The following is an 18,782-nucleotide window of genomic DNA, read 5'->3' on the forward strand; positions in this document are numbered from 1 at the left end:
TCAATATATCAACTAAAACCAAAACTTAGAGTTGTACAAGTTCTTGGATGTATTGAACCGCGGCATCGAACTCAGTCAATGTCACGGTCGAATCTGCCTGTTCAGCATCATCAACAATCACAACCACGCCAGTTTCACGTAACAAGCTGATTTGTTCAGCCGTTAAGCCTGCTTTAGCGACTGCAACCACACCTGTTTCAAGCAATGCACGTTCAAGCTGTTGCGCCTGAGCAAACACTTCAGCAGTCACAGCCAATACCGCAGGTTTTTGACCTAAACGTGCAGCACGTTCTTCAGCAGTCACTGGGCTGGTATGCGCAGTCCATTCAACCGACTCTTCAACCATACCTGCACCAACAGTGACGTTGTTGAGGCGGTCAATAAAGATAAATGAACCTGTGTAACGGCTGTCTTGATAACGATCAAATACCACTGGCGCATCAAATTCAACAGTCACATTGGCAATTGCGTTCAATTCCAATGCTTCAACTTGAACATGTTCAAGTGTGTTGACATTGGTACGGAAATTAATCGCTGTCACTTTTGCAGGAACAGTTTGTGTGCCCACTTTTAAGTTATACAACTTACCAACCACCAGCGGGTGATCTGCCATCCACACCACGGTTGCCTTCACTGAACGTGAAATGGTTGGAGCAGCTTGATCTGCACGTACCAACATGTTGCCACGAGAGATATCAATCTCGTCATTTAAGGTCAATGTCACCGCTTGACCTGCAAATGCATGTTGCAAATTGCCATCAAAAGTCACGATTTCTTTGACGGTTGAAGATTTACCCGATGGTAAAGCCACAACTTTATCGCCCACATTGATTTCACCAAGCGCAATTGTGCCTGCAAAACCACGAAAATCAAGATTAGGACGGTTCACGTACTGTACAGGGAAACGGAAATCACGCTTCGCGGTATCACGATTAATCTGAACGGATTCAAGCGTACCCATCAGCGTTTCGCCTGTGTACCACGGCGTATTCGCAGACTTATTCACCACGTTATCGCCATTCAGTGCAGAAATTGGCGTAAAGATGATGTTGCTTGGCTTGCGGTCACCCAATTGGTTAACAAAGTTCGCATAATCCGCTTGGATTTCGTTAAAGCGGGCTTCAGAGAACTCGACCAAGTCCATTTTGTTGATCGCAACAATAATGTTCTTAATGCCAAGCAAGCTGGCAATGTAAGTATGACGACGGGTTTGGGTTTGTACACCATAACGCGCATCAATCAAGATGATCGCAAGGTCACAGGTAGATGCACCTGTTGCCATGTTACGTGTGTATTGCTCATGCCCTGGGGTATCGGCAATGATGAACTTACGTTTTTCAGTTGAGAAATAACGGTAAGCTACATCAATGGTAATGCCCTGCTCGCGTTCTGCTTGCAAGCCATCCACCAATAAAGCCAAGTCAGGTGCATCCCCTGTTGTCCCGACTTTTTTACTGTCACGGGTTACTGCTTGTAATTGATCTTCATAAATCAATTTTGAATCATACAGTAAACGACCAATTAAGGTACTTTTACCATCATCGACGTTACCACAGGTTAAAAAACGCAGTAAGTCTTTGTTTTCATGTTGTTTCAAATACGCCAAAATATCTTGGCTAATTAGATCCGATTGATGCGACATCGCTCAAACTCCACAAATTCGTTAGAAATCAGTATTCGCTTAGAAATAGCCTTCTTGCTTTTTCTTTTCCATCGAGCCTGCTTCATCATGGTCAATCATACGACCCTGACGTTCAGAACTTGTGGCTAAAAGCATTTCTTGAATAATTTCTGGCAAGGTGTTCGCAGTTGATTCAACCGCACCTGTTAACGGATAACAGCCAAGCGTACGGAAACGTACCGATTTCATTTGTGGAACTTCACCTTCACGTAACGGGAAGCGCTCATCATCGATCATGATCAATGTACCATCACGTTCAACCACAGGACGCTCTGCAGCCAAATACAATGGAACCAATGGAATATTTTCCAAATAGATATATTGCCAGATATCTAGTTCTGTCCAGTTAGACAATGGGAAAACACGAATGCTCTCGCCTTTGTTGACTTTACCATTGTAAATATTCCAAAGCTCTGGGCGTTGGTTTTTTGGATCCCAACGGTGTTTGCTATCACGGAATGAATACACACGCTCTTTGGCACGTGATTTTTCTTCGTCACGGCGCGCACCACCAAAAGCAGCATCGAACTTGTATTTATCCAACGCTTGTTTTAAACCTTGCGTTTTCATGATGTCAGTATATTTTGAACTACCGTGATCGAACGGGTTAATATTCTGCGCGATACCTTCCAGATTTTTATGTTCAATCAATTCAAGACCAAGTCGCTTAACCATTTCATCACGGAAAGTGATCATGTCCTTGAATTTCCACCCAGTATTCACATGCAATAATGGAAATGGCAATTTTGCAGGATAAAAAGCCTTCATTGCCAAATGCAACATTACTGCTGAATCTTTACCAATCGAATAAAGCATCACGGGATTTTCAAATTCCGCAGCGACTTCTCGAATAATATGAATACTTTCAGCTTCAAGCTGTTTAAGGTGAGTTAATCTTTCCTCAGTCATTGATATACCCAGCTACACGGAAATTTTGCGCTTTATGTTAGCATGTCTGAAGCATAATAGCGCGACTCTAACTCATTACGATTTCTGAATACCTAAATCATTTTTTCTACTTTAGAGGTTTTATTTTTCAACAGTTTATTGATTAAGCATTAAGGTCATTTGCAGTTTTATTCATAAGCTATGCATTATTTCATATAAATCTCAACCTATAAAAATCGTTCATTTTACTCCCAACAAATGCGCTTTTAATAAATAGAAAAAATAACATTCAAAATTCTATAAAAACTTATATACAAAGAGCAGTATTGAATACTAAAAATCTTCTTTGATTTTTAACCAAGTGACCACATATCATGAAACGATTCACTCTATTTTTATCACATCGAGATACAACATGGATCTTTTAGCCCTTGCTCAACAACGCTATACCACCAAAGCTTACAACCCAAATAAAAAAATCCCGCAAGACCAGATTGATCTTCTCCTTGAAATACTACGTTTAGCCCCTTCATCGATTAATATTCAGCCTTGGCATTTTTTGGTGATACAAAGCCCTGAAGCGAAACAACGCGCAACCAAAGCCATGACTGGAAAATATGCCTACAATGCGCCTAAAGTGCTCGACTCTTCACATACCATTGTGTTGTGTACACGTAATGACGTTACTGAAGCCTATTTGGAACAACTGGTTGAGCGCGATGATGAATTGGGTCGTTTCAAAGATGCAGCGACTAAACAGGCACAGCGTGAAACTCGTGCAGGTTATATCGACTATTACCGCAACGAAAAAGGCAATATTCGACACTGGATGGAAACCCAGACCTTTATTGCACTCGGTGAATTGCTTTTGGCTGCGCCGATTTTAGGGATTGATGCCACTCCGATTGGCGGTTTTGATGATGCAGTGATGAATCAAGAATTTGATTTAGTCAATCAAGGTTATCATAGTTCAGTCGTGTTAACTTTGGGCTATCGCAGCGAGCAAGACTTTAATGCGAAATTACCGAAATCACGTTTAAGCAAAGAACAGCTATTTACTATTCTTTGATTTTACTAATTTCGTCTTACAGTATGGCTTAGGCTATTTTTAAGCTTAAGCCATGCTCATCGCTAAACACGCCACGCCAACAAGACTCAATAGCAAACCCACAACAGTCATTAGATTTGGCTTTTCTTTGAAATACAGCACACCACTCAACACCCCCAAAGTTACCACGCTAACATTCATCACCACAAACACCACTGCAGGTGCATCTTTGAGTAGCTGATGGGCTTGAATATACAAGGCAATATTGGCAAAGTTCAGTGCGCCAAGTAACACGCCCGCGGGTAAGTTTTTCGGTTGCCATTGCTGCTTAGATAAGCTCACAAAAACTACCGATGCAATTCCTGCAATCATAAACATCAGATTTAGACTTAAGGCAAACTGCTGCCCCAGACTACTATTATATTTCAATAAAATATCAATCAGTGCATAACCCACCCAAACACTGGCAAGAAACAGCCCTGCTTTACTGGATTGTGCTTGTGGTCTGACCTGTGTTTTAGCAACAATCAGGCTCAGCACTGCCATAATCCCCAGTGTCACACCCCATAGTTTCAGGCTAGAAAATTGCTCATGAAAGACGAAATATGCTGCCAGTAACGACAGAACGACTGACAAACGCTGGGCAACTTCGGTTTTTATAATGCCTGCATGTTGCAAAGATTTAGCTAAGCAGAAAAAAATACTCGGTAATAACATGCCCAGTAAACCAATCAGCCACCACGGCGTAGCTTGAATACTCAAATGGGTAAAGTCAGGTTTAAACCACAACCAGCACAAAATACTCGCAGTTATATAATTCCAGACAATCATTTGCAAAGCTGAGTAATTACGTTGCTTAAATTGTTTCAACACCATAGACACGGCAACGCTACATAGTGCAGCAAAAAAAATGAGGCTCATGTATACACGCATCCAGATTTTTATCAGTTGGGAGAAAAATATTGGTGTAGTTTGCTAAATGGTCCATCATAAAAAAGGCGATGATTACAACCGCCGATTTTTCATTTTTAAAATGCCTGTATATAGAAAATGCTCAACAAGTGCAGTGACGAAGCGTTAAGTTCCTATTTACTACTTTTTGCATCAGTTTTCGTTGAATTACCAATTCTTCAGCATTCATACAGCAGATCGCTGTAACTGCGGTTAAGCAAAAATACAGATAAACCGCTAAACAGCAAATCCACCCCAATAAATATGATCTGAATTATAGACCTGACCAACAGGAATTCTCAAAGCTAATCGCTTATCACGTATGTTATTGATCACAATAACCGCAAGGTTACTGCTAAGAGTTTAATGGCATAAAATGTATTTTTCTGCCCTCACACCAATCTAGAATGAATGCGATTATTTAATTTTTAAAGATTTTTTTAATCCCTAATTTCTAGATCCATATCGACTGCATTTTCATAAAATTGCCAGTGCGCTTTAAAACAAAAAACCGCCCTTTCAGGCGGTTTTTAAAATCAAGTCAAAGACTCAATTAATAACGTTTAATAACGTTCAACCATTTTCTCTAAAGACACTGGACGAATTTTGTCAGCATTGCCCGCAGTACCAAATGCTTCATAACGATCAATACAGACTTGTTTCATTGCATCGACAGTTTTCGCGAAGTATTTACGTGGGTCAAATTCAGCAGGGTTTTCTGCCAAGAAACGGCGAATCGCACCTGTAGACGCCAAACGTAAGTCGGTATCGATGTTGATTTTACGGACACCATGTTTGATTGCTTCAACCAACTGCTCTACTGGCACACCGTAAGTTTCACCAATGTTACCGCCAAATTCGTTGATCACTTTCAACCATTCTTGAGGTACAGAGCTTGAACCATGCATCACAAGGTGTGTGTTTGGTAATGCCGCATGAATTTCTTTAATACGGTCAATCGCCAAAATGTCGCCTGTAGGTGGACGAGTAAATTTGTATGCACCGTGTGAAGTACCGACTGCGATTGCCAAGGCATCAACATTGGTGTCAGCAACGAACTGAGTCGCTTCTTCTACAGAAGTCAACAATTGAGAATGGTCAAGTACGCCTTCTGCGCCCACGCCATCTTCTTCGCCAGCCATACCTGTTTCAAGGCTACCTAAACAGCCAATTTCACCTTCAACAGAAACGCCACACGCATGTGCCATTGCAACAACACGGCGAGTCACATCAACGTTATAGTCATAGCTGGTTGGCGTTTTACCGTCAGCACCTAAAGAACCATCCATCATGACTGAGCTAAAGCCCAACTGGATTGAACGTTGGCACACGTCAGGGCTAGTACCATGATCTTGGTGCATAACCACTGGAATATGTGGCCATTCTTCAACTGCTGCCAAAATCAGGTGACGCAAGAATGGTGCGCCTGCATATTTGCGTGCACCCGCAGATGCTTGCACAATAACAGGTGAGTTAGTTGCATCCGCAGCTAACATAATTGCACGCATTTGTTCTAGATTGTTTACGTTAAATGCTGGTACGCCGTAGTTATGTTCTGCAGCGTGATCCAAGAGCTGGCGCAACGAAATAAGTGCCATAGTATCCTCCCAGGTAGTGGCGTTATTCTACATGTTGCTTGATTGCAATTCAGCATCAAAAAACATCATTTAAAAAAAAATCCCTGCATAGGCAGGGACTTTTATTAAAAAATCAACAAATCATTGCGCTTTTGCTTCAGAAGCTGATGCATCAGCATCCTTAACATCTGTATTTTTTTCATCAAGTACAGGTTTGTCCAAAGCATTGATTTGCGCTTGCTGCTCTGCTGTCGTTGGTTTGTCATCTGTCGATGCAAATGTCTGAGCAGTTTGAGCTTCCTCTGACTTTTTTGAACACGCAGTGAGTGCAAATGGGACAAGGCATGCCAATACAATGATCAGTTGCTTTTTCATGAAACGCTCCTAATAGGCTTAGGCACGCTCAAGTAAAACTGCAACTGCTGGTAAAGTTTTACCCTCTACAAATTCTAAAAACGCACCGCCGCCTGTCGAAATATAGCTGATTTGAGATGCAACGTTATATTTATCGATCGCAGCCAATGTGTCACCGCCACCTGCAATTGAAAAAGCTTCACTTTCTGCAATCGCCAACGACAATGCTTTTGTGCCTTCGCCAAATTGATCGACTTCAAACACCCCAACAGGTCCATTCCATAGAATAGTTTTGGATTGTTTCAATAATGTTGCGAAAGTTGCAGCTGTTTCTGGCCCAACATCCAAAATCATGTCGTTTTCAGCAACATCTTCAACTTTTTTCACAACCGCAGGCGTATTGGCTAAAGACCCCAAGAAATCTTCAAAGTTAATTTGAGTCGCATCAGCAACCACAACGTCAGTTGGTAAAGGTACAGATACTTTTGCAGCAATGGCTTTTGCTGTGTCCAGCAAGTCTGCTTCATACAATGACTTACCTACATTGAAACCTGCTGCTGCCAAGAAGGTATTGGCAATACCACCACCTACGATTAACTGATCACAAAGTGTTGAAAGTGAAGTTAATACATCTAACTTAGTAGACACTTTAGAACCCGCAACAATTGCCACCATTGGTTTAGCTGGTGTTTTTAATGCACGACCTAAAGCATCAAGTTCGGCAGCAAGCAATGGGCCTGCTGCGGCAACAGGAGCAAAACGTGCTACACCTTCAGTTGAAGCTTCCGCGCGGTGTGCTGTACCAAAGGCATCCATCACAAATACATCACAAAGTGCAGCGTATTTTTGTGCAAGTTCAGGATTATTTTTCTTTTCGCCATGATTAAAACGAACGTTTTCAAGCAATACCACCTGACCTGCCTGAACTTCAACGCCATCTAGGTATTCAGTGATCAGTTGCACATTTTGACCGAGTGCTTCAGTTAAGTATGCGGCAACAGGAGCTAAAGATTGTTCAGGTTTTGGCTCACCTTCCACTGGTCGACCAAGGTGTGAACACACCATGACCGCAGCACCTTTTTCAAGTGCAGCTTTAATTGTTGGAAGTGCAGCACGTAAACGTGCATCACTGGTAATCACACCATTTTTTACAGGCACGTTTAAATCTTCACGAATAAGGACGCGTTTCTCCGTTAAATCAAGGTCTGTCATGCGCTGAAAATTCATGGAATGCTCTCTTTTGCGTTTGTGGAAATTAAAAATCGCGCCATTTTAAATGATTATTCAAAAAAAAATTAGCTTCTTTAGTAGAAAAGCTGTAGAAATATGCGGTTTTGATTATGATAAAGCATCTTTAAAAAAAATTAACATGTATGTCTATTCATCCAGATCCAAAAATCAACCGCCTGAATGTCTTTGGTGACGCCTTGGCAAGTTGCTGTTTTGACCCGATTACGGGCTATTTTCGCAATGGTTTTTGCCATACGGCAACGACTGACTTAGGGCAACATACGGTTTGCGCTAAAATGAGTGCAGACTTTCTGAATTTTTCACAAAAAATTGGTAATGACCTCATTACGCCATTGCCTGAACTTGGTTTTCCTGGACTTAAACCTGGTGATTTTTGGTGTATCTGTGTCACCCGTTGGGTAGAAGCCTATGAAGCAGGTCATGCACCCAAACTCAAACTACAGGCTTGTCATCAATCTGTGCTGAGTTATGTCCCCCTCGACGTACTCATGGATTTTGCCGTCTAATGAAACAACCTCAAATTATTTTGGCGTCAAGCAGTCAGACTCGAAAAGCGTTGATGGATCGCTTGGGATTGGATTATCTTGCAATCGCTCCTGACATTGATGAGTCAAGCCAAAACGAAACACACGCCGATGATTTGGCAAAACGTCTGGCTTTTGAAAAGGCACGTGTGATTGCTGAGCAATATCCTGATGCGATTGTAATTGGTTCAGATCAGGTAGCATGGCGTGAAACTGCACCACAAGACTTTATCGGCAAACCATTGAGTGTTGAAAATGCCATTCAGCAGTTACAACTCAATTCGGGTAAAACTGTTTATTTCAGTACGGGCTTGAGCGTACAGTGTTTGGCTTCAGGTTTTCAGCACACGCTGATTGAACGCTACCAAGTTAAGTTCCGAGAACTCAGCCTCAACGAAATTCAGCGCTATATTGAAAAAGATCAACCATTACACTGCGCAGGTAGTTTTAAATGTGAAAGTCTAGGAATTAGCCTATTTGCCAGCATGACTGGGCAAGATCAAACCACTTTGATGGGGCTACCGATGATTCAATTGTGTACACTACTGCGCCAACTTCATATTCAAATTCCTTAATTTTTTAAAGGTACTCGCATGTCTCAACCTTTAACCATTTTAGGCGGTATCACCGCAGAACAATTTCTCAATGAATACTGGCAAAAAAAACCACTATTGGTTCGTGGTGCATTGCCTGAAATTACCAACATTTTAGAACCCAATGATGTTTTAGAACTGGCACTCGAAGACCATGTCAGCGCACGTTTGATCAAACAAAAAGACCGTGATCCAAACCAGTGGTCGGTGAAATCTTCACCTTTAGCGAAAAGTGATTTCCAAAAAATGCCAAAATTGTGGACACTTCTGGTTCAGGCAGTTGACCATTACTCCATGGATTTAGCCGAATTTTGGCAACAATTCAGCTTTATTCCACAGTGGCGTCGTGATGACATTATGGTCTCTTATGCGCCAAAAGGTGGTTCAGTTGGCAAACACTTCGACTTTTATGATGTATTTTTAGTACAAGGTTATGGTCACCGCCGTTGGCAGCTTGGACAAATGTGTGATGCAGATACTGCATTTGTACCCAATCAGCCACTAAAACTCTTGCCTGAAATGGACATCAATTTTGATGAGGTGCTTGCACCAGGTGACTTGTTGTATGTACCACCAGGCTTGTCACACTATGGTGTCGCAGAAGATGATTGCTTAACCTTCTCATTTGGTTTCCGTATGCCAAATGTCGCAAATATGATGGATCGCGTCAGTGACCAGTTTGCCGACACTGCGCTGCTCAAAAACCCATTGGCAGATATTCAGCGCACACTCCCTCACCGAGTTGGTCAAATTGACGCAGAAGAACTCAGCTACCTGAAGCAACAAGTTCTCGCCCAATTACAAGATTCACCTCTGCTCGATGCTGCGATTATGTCGCTGATGAGTGAACCTAAATACCCTGACAATGTCCCTGAACCTGACGAAATTGAAGTGGCTGATTTAGAAGCTGTACTTGATCAAGGCTATTTGCTACAACTCGAACCTGCTTCACGCTTACTCTACAAACAACAGGACGATGAAACGCTGTTTTGGGGTAATGGTGAAGCACTGTGCATTTCACCTGAATTTGCTGAAACTTTGGCAGCGATTGCCGATGGTCAACGTTTTGAATTGAATCAGCAATTTGCTCCAGAAGAAATTTTGGTGGATTTAGCACAATTACTAAATGACTCGATTCTCATGCTGTTACCACCTAACGAAGACGCTTAACGAACAGCGGTGTGACCTAAATTTACTGTAGGTCACACCATCCAATTAACGATTAAGTAATCGATAGATTGGCATTAATGCCAACATCAGAATCACAAAAAATCCTGCGTAGCGTACCCACGAATACTGTGAACCTTTGCCCTGCCAGACTTGTAGCTGTATAGAGTCCACTGCCAAATTTTCACGTTCTGTCAGTTCTGCCAACGCCGTATAATGTATATTGAAATTTTCTTTAGCAATTGAAAATGGATCTGAACTGATCACCAGCAATACTGGCTCATTGATCTTATAACGATGATCATCTTCACCAGCAAATACTTGAGGATGATATTGAGCACTTTCACTTGGGCGAATTCCGCCAAGCCAACGCATATTCACTTTTCCTTGTTGCAATGCATGTCCTTTCACCACAATGACAAAACGATAAGGGTTCTCTTGGCTGGTTGGAAAGTCAATTGCAATATTCGGGCGTTTAAATACATCTTGTATTCGCGGCATTTCACTACGGTTAATGGCTGTAATCTGTTCAGATGTCAACTGAATTGAGTTCACTAAAGTCTGACCATATTCTCCAGCGTGTGGCTCATGATCGACTCGAACACATCCCGAAAGTAATACAGAAAAAATCATACATAACCATAAGCGAACTGGTATTTTTATAATATTAAGATTCATATTGTTACTCTATTTTTCATCGTTCAATCAAAATACAGCCACACTAATATGTCCACCTAACAACCAACGTAGTACTTTGCCACGTTCTTGTTCGGGTAAAGACAAGCTATATTCAAAGGCTCGAATCACCACATCACATTGCTTGCGCTTATCTGTAGCCACTTCGCCCTGATTAATCATGTCTGCGTCTGCACCATATTCTTGACGCAAATGCTGAGCAATACCCAACCATGCATCTGGGGTTTGCATACGCTCAACCACAGACCGTGACCCCGAATGAGTCAATATATAAGTCAAGGCATCAGCAGACTGCTTTTGGGTTGATTCTGCAATAAATTCATGCAATTGCTGTGGTGTATTTTTGCTATACAAAGGAAATGAGATCGAAAAGCAACGATCTGCTTGTCGAGCATCATATAATTGTTGTACATAGGCTTGCGCCCAAAGATATTGTCCTTGATCATCTGCCTGTTGCTCAATCACACGGCGCAACGACCACCACAATGAACTCGCTACCGCCGTATCGGCTTCCTTTGACTGTGCCGAATTGGCAATTTGCAAGGCTTCTTCATAATACTTAGCATCATGCTGCTTCAATGGTTGTAACAGTACCAACTGACCGAGCTTTTGCTCACGTTGTGCAATCGGGTTATTTTGAGGCATTTGATCTGAGTTTGATTGTGAAAAGCGATTTAATCCATAAAAAATCGCAAAAATCACGCCGACAATTAAAAATAAATTTCGCATAAGTCAATGAATATATAGTGTTATTATTGGTTACAAAACATTAACATAAATAAAAATACAAAAACACAATATATAAAATATTAATTTCAAGTGATTTAGAAATTTTCTCATCAATAACAAGTTAGAGCGTATCTCCTACTCTTATTGGCAAGTTAACTGATATTTTCACTGGTTAAAAAACAATGGCAAGCACAGCACAAACCATTCGACAGCATTGACTCAACAGCTCTTTCTTTCGCCATTCAATTTTAAGAAATTATCTAATTATGGCGCATGTTGGTTTCTTCATGAAAAATGCCGAATCCTTTTAGAACTCAGCATCTTATAAATATTAATCACTTTTGATTATTCAAAGTAAAGTTGGCTATGACTGGCATGTAAAAAAGCAGGAATTAGACCTGTGAGTGCAGCACGAATATCAGCACGCTCATTGATTAATTGATGCGAACCTTCTTCAAGCATCAATAAAGTCTGTAGGCGGAATTTTTTACGAACAAATTCAATATTGTATTTCCAGTCCACGGTCTGATCGAGCGCACCTTGTGCCAGCCATACAGGAATACGACAAGCTGGGCGATCCTCCATTTCTTGCATCCATTTCGACATGGCTAAAATCCAGTCCATACCCATGATGCGTGGTTGCAATGGGTCAGTTAAACGGATAAAACGCAAAAATTCTGGGTTATGGTTATTGCGACGAAAATGGCGCGGCACTTGACGGCGCACGCGGCGAATAATACCCAGCCCAACAGGGTTATGCCACCATGCCGTTTTAGCAGGTCGAACCAATGGCGACAGCAACAGGACTCGATCAACAAATGGGTTTTTACGCTGCTCAGCATATACTAGTAAATGATGCATAAAAATTGCACCACCCGTACTTTGCCCAATACCCAACCACGGTTTTGGAAGTTGATCAGCATTTTTTACATAATGATAAACAGCACTAAGTACATCCTGATAATGGTCAAAATTTTGAATACTCGCAGGTGAACCACTGCTTAAGCCATGACCAGGTAAATCGAACACCAGAACACTAAAGCCTTGCGATAAAATTTCCTGAATAATCGGCTGATAAATTCCGCTATGTTCCAAATAACCATGTAGCAAAAATACCGTACCGCGTACAGGTGTTATTTTTGGCTCAAAAACCTGAGTATGTAATTTAAACAAAGGCATTTCAATATACCCCTGCCAGTGATTACATTGTAGTTGGTCTAAACCATACAGTTTCTGATAAGCCAGCAAATCATCCGAAGGCTCATAAGGACGATTTAAATTGAGCGCAGGTAATAAACTTGATGTGACTTCCCGACTCGGTACAGGCAGTTTGAGCTGTTTTAAAATTGATGGCGTTAAAAATGGAATGTCAGCCATTAGGGTACCTCCCGACAATCACTCACCCCAAACACTGCATCACGAATGGTAGCAAGTAATTCATAGTTGGCACGGCGGCTATGGTCATAGTTTTGTACCGATGGTTTCCAAGTGGTCAATGGCATCGGCATGGGTGCATTGACTGGAATCGTCGCAATCCCATTCATGGCAAATAAACGCCGAGTTCGCGGCATATGATATTCATCAGTGACTAGCATCACTTTGGGTGCTCCGCCTTTCTTTTGTAATAATAGTGAACTAAACCGAGTGTTTTCGCAGGTATTCATACTACGATTTTCTAATAGTTTCGCAGAAACACCATGCTGGTTGAGCCAAGTTTGCATATAAGGAGCTTCTACACCACTCAGTACAATCGGTAAATTATTTTGTTTTTCTAATGCTAAGGTTGTTTCTAAACGCAACCGCGTATAATCATTGACTACAATATCTTTACGGTTTTTCGCTAAAGTTAAACCACCACCCAAAACAACAATTGCCGAGGGTTGCGTTGTATCTATGCGGCGAGATTGGCTGTTATTTTCCTGCTGTAACTCACTATACATCTGTTGATTTACAGCTTGACTTGCACTGGTATTGACAGGGAAAGTTTTTAAAAAATGAATGTATTTGTCCATGAGTGCCAAATTATCAGGCATATCCAAACTCGCTATTTCGCTGGCAAGTTTGGTGTTATCGGCTTCAAGCTCCTCACGTAACTCATGTTTTTTATGCTTGAGTACCTGCTCAATCTGCTGATCAGGTTGTAAGCTATCTTCGTGTTCCTGATTACGCTTAATCTCTGACTGCAATAGATCATAACGTGCCTGAATCAGATTCAGGCTTGCTGCATCTTGCCGCCGTGCTGCTTCTTGCATGACTTTTAAATATGCTTGTCGAGCAACCCATAAGTCAGAACCAGGTTCTAAATCATCATGCTCACTCAAGGCCGCCATTTGCTGACTACGTGCTGCCACAGTATTGACTTCAACAGGGGCAAAGCGATTCAACAGGAAAACAATAAATTTGGAATAAAACGGAGTGTATATCAACACTGTCAGACATGCCAACAGCGCAAATAGCACAGCAGCTATCCGCACAAAGCTGATCATCCAATGTTGTTTGTTAGTCATCGCTACACGCTCACATGCGATTGAATTAAACCAGATTCATTAAACAATACAGGCTCTGGCTCAAGAACAATATTAAATTTTTGTTGAACCGCCGCCTGAACAGCACGATAAGTCTGTTGTACATCGGTCAAACTAGTCGATTCATAATTGACTAAAACTAGTGCCTGACGGGCAAACATACCGACAGCACCCAAACGCTTACCTTTCCAACCTGCCTGATCAATCAACCAACCTGCTGCAATTTTGACTGCACCATTTTTTTGCAGATAATGGGGCAAGTTAGGATATAACTGAGCAAGCTGCTGATATTGCGTTTGTGAAATGAGTGGATTTTTAAAGAAACTCCCCACATTTGGAAACTCTGCTGGATCTGGCAGCTTACTTTGGCGAATGGCAATAACCTGTTTCTGTAGATTTTCTGCGGTTAGTTCTTCACCCACTGCATGACGTAAATCACCGTATGCCAATTGTAAATCTGGTGTTTTACGTAGCTTAAATGTCACGCCAACAATCACATAACGGTTTGGCTGTTGTTTAAAAATACTGTGACGATAAGAAAAATGACATTGCTCGGCAGCAAGTTGCGTTAACTGTTGCAACTCACGGTCATAGACATGTACCTGCTCAATAAACTCTCCAACTTCAACCCCATATGCGCCAATATTCTGCACAGGACATGCACCGACTAGTCCTGGAATCAACGCTAGATTTTGTAAGCCAAACCAGTGATGCGCTGTGCTATACAATACAAACTCATGCCAGTTTTGCCCTGCTCCGACATGTACCGAAACATGCGAATCGGTCTCTGCAAGCACCTCTATTCCTTGAATATCCATATGAATAATCAAGGCATGTACATATTCAGGCAATAAAATATTACTACCACCAGACAAAATCAGCACATTTAGCTGCTGTGAGTTGGCGTAATTCAATGCTTCCTGTAACGCTTGTACAGAAGTCACTTTGACATAATGCGAAGCAACAGCCTGTAAATGCAATGTATTGAATGCTTGCAGTTGAAACTCTTGTTGAATTTGAATCACTGACACAGAACCTTATTGTTTTTGTGAAGATTTAAATACATTTACCCATGCTTGACTGGCAGTTTCACACTGATCGAGCACATGTTCAAACCCTTCTGCACCACCATAATACGGATCGGCAATCGCTTGACGCTGCAACTCAGTTGCATGCTCGGTCATCATATAAATCTGTGCACGAAGCTGAGTAAACTCTTGTTGAGCTTGATATTCAATTTTCTGAATATTTTTTAAATTTTGTTCATCCATTGCCAGAATTAAATCAAAATCCAGAAAATCGTTGAGAGATAACTGACGCGCACGTAACACCGACAAATCATAACCGCGCTGATGTGCATGTTGCTGGCTACGTGCATCAGGTGCTTCGCCAATATGGTAGGCTGCCGTTCCAGCAGAATCGACATGTACATTCAATTGGTGCAGTTGGCAAAAATGCCGCAATACAGCTTCGGCAGTGGGAGAACGACAAATATTTCCCAAGCACACACACAAAACCTTATAAGGTTGTTGCGAAGACATGTCAGACCTCAATAATGGCTTAAATATCAATTGTATTCTTTTCATTTCTACGATGAAATACAACTCGATAGACTTTATTTAAACAAATGCTATTTCTTGTCAAAAAATCAACAGTGCTGCATCTCATGGCCGTAAAAACCGACAAACTACTATTCATGTTTGAGTTGAATCTGTTGAATATCACCGTCGAAAGTACTCAACAACTGCTGAACGATACCATCCTGATGGATGAGTTCGGCGGCACGCTGCTGTGCTTTCTCACGGCGAAAATGCTGCATGACATACGGAGTAACTTGCGTGACTTCGCCATATTGCACTGAAAAATGTGTATTTTCCCAGTGATTTTTCAATGCCTGCTCTAAATTATGCTGTTGCTGCGTCAAAAGCTGTTCATATTGCTGTGGAATATGAAATGTACTTACACCATCGATCTGACCATGCATTAAGCCATATTGTGCCAGTTCCTGTACCGCAGGTGATAATGCGCTATTTCTAAACCAGTATTCCCATTTTTCAACCGTCCATTCACCTTCAAGTTGCTGCTCTGGAAGTTTCAAAATATCTTGTGGCATCAGATTTTGTGCAACAGATGACTCTATCTCAATCGCAGCCAACTGTTCAGCAGGCATGACTGTTTCTACTTCTACAGAATCAGGCTCTGCAAATAAAGTAAACACGTCTTGTTCTTCTGAAGGAATAGATTGTGGCTCTACAGTTTGTTGCGATGGTTCAGCATATTCAGGTTCGAACGGAAATAAGTTTTCTTCAGCATAAATATCTGTGGCAATTACAGCTTGCTGTGCAGAAGGTAAATCAACTGCAATTAATGTACTTTCATTGAGTGCATCAAACTGTACCAAGCCTTGCGGCAAGTCAACTTGAGATTGTTCTTCAGGCTCAGGCTCAGGCTCAGGCTCAGGCTCAGGCTCAGGCTCAGGCTCAGGCTCAGGCGAGACTAGCGCAACAGTTTCCAAAGTAACAGCTACACATGAAGATTGGGCTGATTCGGAGGTCTGAATCACTTCACCCATCTGTAAAGGTCGAAATGCCAACAAACGCAAGATACACATTTCAAAACCTTGCTCTTGGGTCACTGCCCACGTCAGCTCAGAGCGTCCTTTACAAGCAATTTGATAATACAACTGTAAATCTTGAGGAGAAACCTGTTGAGAAAGATTTCGAATTTTCTGATTAATTTCCTGACTATATTTCAAACTTAAATCTGGCAAATAATGCATCAATGCCAGTTCATGCAGCGTTGAAATAAGCTGATCCAGCACTAACGCTACGTCCAGTGCTTGCTGGCGAAATTGCAATAACAACTGGCTAACATGTTGAGGCTGGTTTTGGTGAATCGCTAAAATCAAATCATAAATAATCGAGCGGTCAATCAGACCAAGCATGTCTTTGACATCTTGGTGCTGAACTTTCCCTTGCCCATAGGCAATAGCCTGATCGGTTAAAGACAAAGCATCACGTAATGACCCTTGTGCAGCTTCAGCAATTTGCCATAGCGCGTCCTGCTCTGCCTGAATCTGTTCTTTAATTAAAATATGGTCAAGATGGTGGTGAATTTCACTAGCATCCAGCGGGCGCAAAGTAAACTGCAAACAGCGTGAAATTACAGTAATCGGCAGCTTTTGTGGATCGGTGGTCGCAAACAGAAATTTAACGTGTTCAGGGGGTTCTTCGAGTGTTTTCAGTAGCGCATTGAAAGAATGCGTTGACAGCATGTGTACTTCGTCAATCAAATAGACTTTGAAACGCCCCTGCGTTGGTGCGTAAGGAACATTGTCAAGCAGTTCACGAGTATCTTCAACTTTGGTGCGCGACGCCGCATCAATCTCAATCAGATCAATAAAACGCCCTTCATTGACCGCGCGACAAGTTGCACACGTTTCACACGGTGTTGAGGTTACCCCTGTTTCACAGTTCAAGCATTTGGCAAGAATCCGCGCGATGGTGGTTTTTCCCACTCCGCGTGTGCCCGTAAACAAATAGGCATGATGCAAACGTCCACGTTCCAAAGCACTAATTAGCGCTCTAGCCACATGGTTTTGCCCCACCAATTCATTGAAATTACGAGGACGGTATTTTCTAGCAAGAACTTGGTACATGTATGCTCCTTTCCACCTCGCTAAGCATACTGTTTTTTTAATCAATAGTGAATGCAACTGTATTTATTCGCTTAAATAGCAACTGATTCTACTGAATATTTAGATCAAGCCATTAAAAAAACTTAGGCTATTTATAGAATCGGGGTATTCCTTTACCCTCTTTCTATTAGACTTCTTTCATAATTGCTTACACCCTCTTTCTTTTTCTCCCATAGGGAGAAATAAAAAGGACTTATGAAAGAAGTCTATTACATAGAAAAATTTAGATCGTTATAGACTGCTAATTTGTCCAACCACATGTGGTTTATGCGATTTGGCGCTGCGAATGAGAAACTGACTCACTGTTTTGCTTTGTTGATGTGTCAATAATTCAACTTCTGATGGTAAAAATACAGGCAACTTAAAGCTGACATCTGCCTGATATTTGTCAGGCAAACTCAGTGCAGCTAAAGCCTTGGCTTTTGTCCACATTCCATGCGCAATCGCCTGTTTAAAACCAAAAGCTTTTGCAGTCAACGCGTGCAAATGGATCGGGTTGGCATCGCCTGAAACCAGTGCATAACGACGCCCTGTATTTTCATGAATTGACCAGTGATCTTGCAAGACCCATTCCAGATTGGCTTTTTCAGTTGCTTTTTCAATCACTGTTTGAGTCGTTTTTTGTCGTGCCAAATAAGTACTCACGCCATGCATCACCAATTCATTACCCATATACACTTCGGTAATAAACTCAAATTGCTGACCTTTATGGTGAGGTTTTAATTCACCAAAACGACAAACCAAACGGTACTGAAAATTTGCAGCCAAAGGTTTGTACTGTGTCACCTGATTATGAATATGCACCAAACCTAAAATTGCAAATGGAAAAGCTTCCTGAGTCATCATATGCATTTGCAGGCTTTGTGACAGCACCGCAAAATAAATCGCAGGTACATAGCCGTTATTGGCAAAACCACAGATCTGGTTATAAGCGCGCAAATGTTTGGCATCGACATGAAACGCATCGACCACATATTCCACTTCAGGCAAGCGTTGCTCTAGTTGTTTATTTTTTAAGATCAACCCTTGAATCACTTTTGGATAAGCAAAATAGGGTTTTGGAAATTGGCTAAAATGGCGTGTTCTCATGATGCACCTGTT

At 41.7% G+C, this 18,782-nt stretch carries 18 protein-coding genes; 4 read left to right on the forward strand and 14 right to left on the reverse strand.

Annotation, left to right across the window (positions count from 1 at the left end; genetic code table 11):
• Positions 1-25 precede the first annotated feature (25 nt).
• Together cysN and cysD are read right to left on the reverse strand one after the other, a co-directional pair.
• Positions 26-1,642 carry a sulfate adenylyltransferase subunit CysN gene (gene cysN / locus E0H77_RS12225; protein WP_131378369.1) on the reverse strand — a complete coding sequence of 539 codons (1,617 nt, stop codon included), beginning with the start codon at positions 1,640-1,642 and terminating at the stop codon, positions 26-28.
• Positions 1,643-1,681: 39 nt separating this feature from the next.
• Positions 1,682-2,590 carry a sulfate adenylyltransferase subunit CysD gene (gene cysD / locus E0H77_RS12230; RefSeq protein WP_131314998.1) on the reverse strand — a complete coding sequence of 303 codons (909 nt, stop codon included), beginning with the start codon at positions 2,588-2,590 and terminating at the stop codon, positions 1,682-1,684.
• A gap of 394 nt (positions 2,591-2,984) precedes the next feature.
• Here cysD and nfsB point away from each other — a divergent pair, with 394 nt between their 5' ends.
• The gene (gene nfsB / locus E0H77_RS12235) at positions 2,985-3,638 is read left to right on the forward strand and encodes an oxygen-insensitive NAD(P)H nitroreductase (RefSeq protein WP_131378371.1); all 654 of its coding nucleotides are present in this window, start codon (positions 2,985-2,987) and stop codon (positions 3,636-3,638) included.
• A 45-nt stretch (positions 3,639-3,683) separates the two neighbouring features.
• Here the strand turns inward: nfsB and E0H77_RS12240 are convergent, their stop codons facing one another.
• The 4 genes from E0H77_RS12240 to E0H77_RS12255 all read right to left on the reverse strand — a co-directional run bounded on the left by E0H77_RS12240 (position 3,684) and on the right by E0H77_RS12255 (position 7,726).
• On the reverse strand, positions 3,684-4,538 hold the full coding sequence (locus E0H77_RS12240; protein ID WP_131378373.1) for a DMT family transporter: 855 nt from the start codon (positions 4,536-4,538) through the stop codon (positions 3,684-3,686).
• A gap of 593 nt (positions 4,539-5,131) precedes the next feature.
• Entirely contained in the window at positions 5,132-6,166 is a 1,035-nt protein-coding gene (fba, locus tag E0H77_RS12245; protein ID WP_131314664.1) for a class II fructose-bisphosphate aldolase, read from the reverse strand.
• Between the two features lie 120 nt (positions 6,167-6,286).
• A complete protein-coding gene (locus E0H77_RS12250; RefSeq protein WP_131378375.1) occupies positions 6,287-6,520 on the reverse strand; it encodes a hypothetical protein in 234 nt (77 codons plus the stop codon).
• 18 nt (positions 6,521-6,538) lie between these two features.
• The gene (locus E0H77_RS12255; protein ID WP_131378377.1) at positions 6,539-7,726 is read right to left on the reverse strand and encodes a phosphoglycerate kinase; all 1,188 of its coding nucleotides are present in this window, start codon (positions 7,724-7,726) and stop codon (positions 6,539-6,541) included.
• 146 nt (positions 7,727-7,872) lie between these two features.
• On the opposite strand from E0H77_RS12255, the gene E0H77_RS12260 reads away from it, so the two are divergent.
• Genes E0H77_RS12260 through E0H77_RS12270 form a run of 3 tightly spaced genes read left to right on the forward strand, consistent with a single transcriptional unit; the run spans position 7,873 to position 10,037 of the window.
• Positions 7,873-8,256, forward strand: a complete 384-nt coding sequence (locus tag E0H77_RS12260) for a DUF2237 family protein (protein ID WP_131378379.1) — start codon at positions 7,873-7,875, stop codon at positions 8,254-8,256.
• The gene (locus E0H77_RS12265) at positions 8,256-8,849 is read left to right on the forward strand and encodes a Maf family protein (RefSeq protein WP_131378381.1); all 594 of its coding nucleotides are present in this window, start codon (positions 8,256-8,258) and stop codon (positions 8,847-8,849) included. Before E0H77_RS12260 ends, E0H77_RS12265 begins: the two co-directional genes overlap by 1 nt.
• A gap of 18 nt (positions 8,850-8,867) precedes the next feature.
• Positions 8,868-10,037 carry a ribosomal protein uL16 3-hydroxylase gene (locus tag E0H77_RS12270; protein ID WP_131378383.1) on the forward strand — a complete coding sequence of 390 codons (1,170 nt, stop codon included), beginning with the start codon at positions 8,868-8,870 and terminating at the stop codon, positions 10,035-10,037.
• A gap of 45 nt (positions 10,038-10,082) precedes the next feature.
• Here E0H77_RS12270 and E0H77_RS12275 read toward each other — a convergent pair whose 3' ends face one another.
• The 8 genes from E0H77_RS12275 to E0H77_RS12310 all read right to left on the reverse strand — a co-directional run bounded on the left by E0H77_RS12275 (position 10,083) and on the right by E0H77_RS12310 (position 18,770).
• Positions 10,083-10,667 (reverse strand): hypothetical protein, encoded by a 585-nt coding sequence (locus tag E0H77_RS12275; RefSeq protein WP_228258335.1) that lies wholly within the window; start codon positions 10,665-10,667, stop codon positions 10,083-10,085.
• Between the two features lie 72 nt (positions 10,668-10,739).
• A complete protein-coding gene (locus E0H77_RS12280; protein WP_131378387.1) occupies positions 10,740-11,459 on the reverse strand; it encodes a hypothetical protein in 720 nt (239 codons plus the stop codon).
• Positions 11,460-11,804: 345 nt separating this feature from the next.
• On the reverse strand, positions 11,805-12,836 hold the full coding sequence (locus tag E0H77_RS12285) for an alpha/beta hydrolase (protein ID WP_045793082.1): 1,032 nt from the start codon (positions 12,834-12,836) through the stop codon (positions 11,805-11,807).
• Positions 12,836-13,966, reverse strand: a complete 1,131-nt coding sequence (locus tag E0H77_RS12290) for a YdcF family protein (protein WP_131378389.1) — start codon at positions 13,964-13,966, stop codon at positions 12,836-12,838. Before E0H77_RS12290 ends, E0H77_RS12285 begins: the two co-directional genes overlap by 1 nt.
• Before the next feature lie 2 nt (positions 13,967-13,968).
• The gene (gene murB, locus E0H77_RS12295; protein ID WP_171478351.1) at positions 13,969-15,006 is read right to left on the reverse strand and encodes a UDP-N-acetylmuramate dehydrogenase; all 1,038 of its coding nucleotides are present in this window, start codon (positions 15,004-15,006) and stop codon (positions 13,969-13,971) included.
• Between the two features lie 15 nt (positions 15,007-15,021).
• Positions 15,022-15,525, reverse strand: coding sequence for a low molecular weight protein-tyrosine-phosphatase (locus tag E0H77_RS12300; RefSeq protein ID WP_131378393.1), 504 nt, complete (start codon positions 15,523-15,525; stop codon positions 15,022-15,024).
• A gap of 149 nt (positions 15,526-15,674) precedes the next feature.
• Entirely contained in the window at positions 15,675-17,642 is a 1,968-nt protein-coding gene (gene dnaX / locus E0H77_RS12305) for a DNA polymerase III subunit gamma/tau (RefSeq protein ID WP_131378395.1), read from the reverse strand.
• A gap of 270 nt (positions 17,643-17,912) precedes the next feature.
• Positions 17,913-18,770 carry a MaoC family dehydratase gene (locus E0H77_RS12310; RefSeq protein ID WP_131378397.1) on the reverse strand — a complete coding sequence of 286 codons (858 nt, stop codon included), beginning with the start codon at positions 18,768-18,770 and terminating at the stop codon, positions 17,913-17,915.
• Between the last annotated feature and the right edge of the window lie 12 nt (positions 18,771-18,782).

The organism is Acinetobacter brisouioides, from assembly GCF_004331075.1.
In the GTDB taxonomy this organism is placed as follows: Bacteria; Pseudomonadota; Gammaproteobacteria; order Pseudomonadales; family Moraxellaceae; genus Acinetobacter.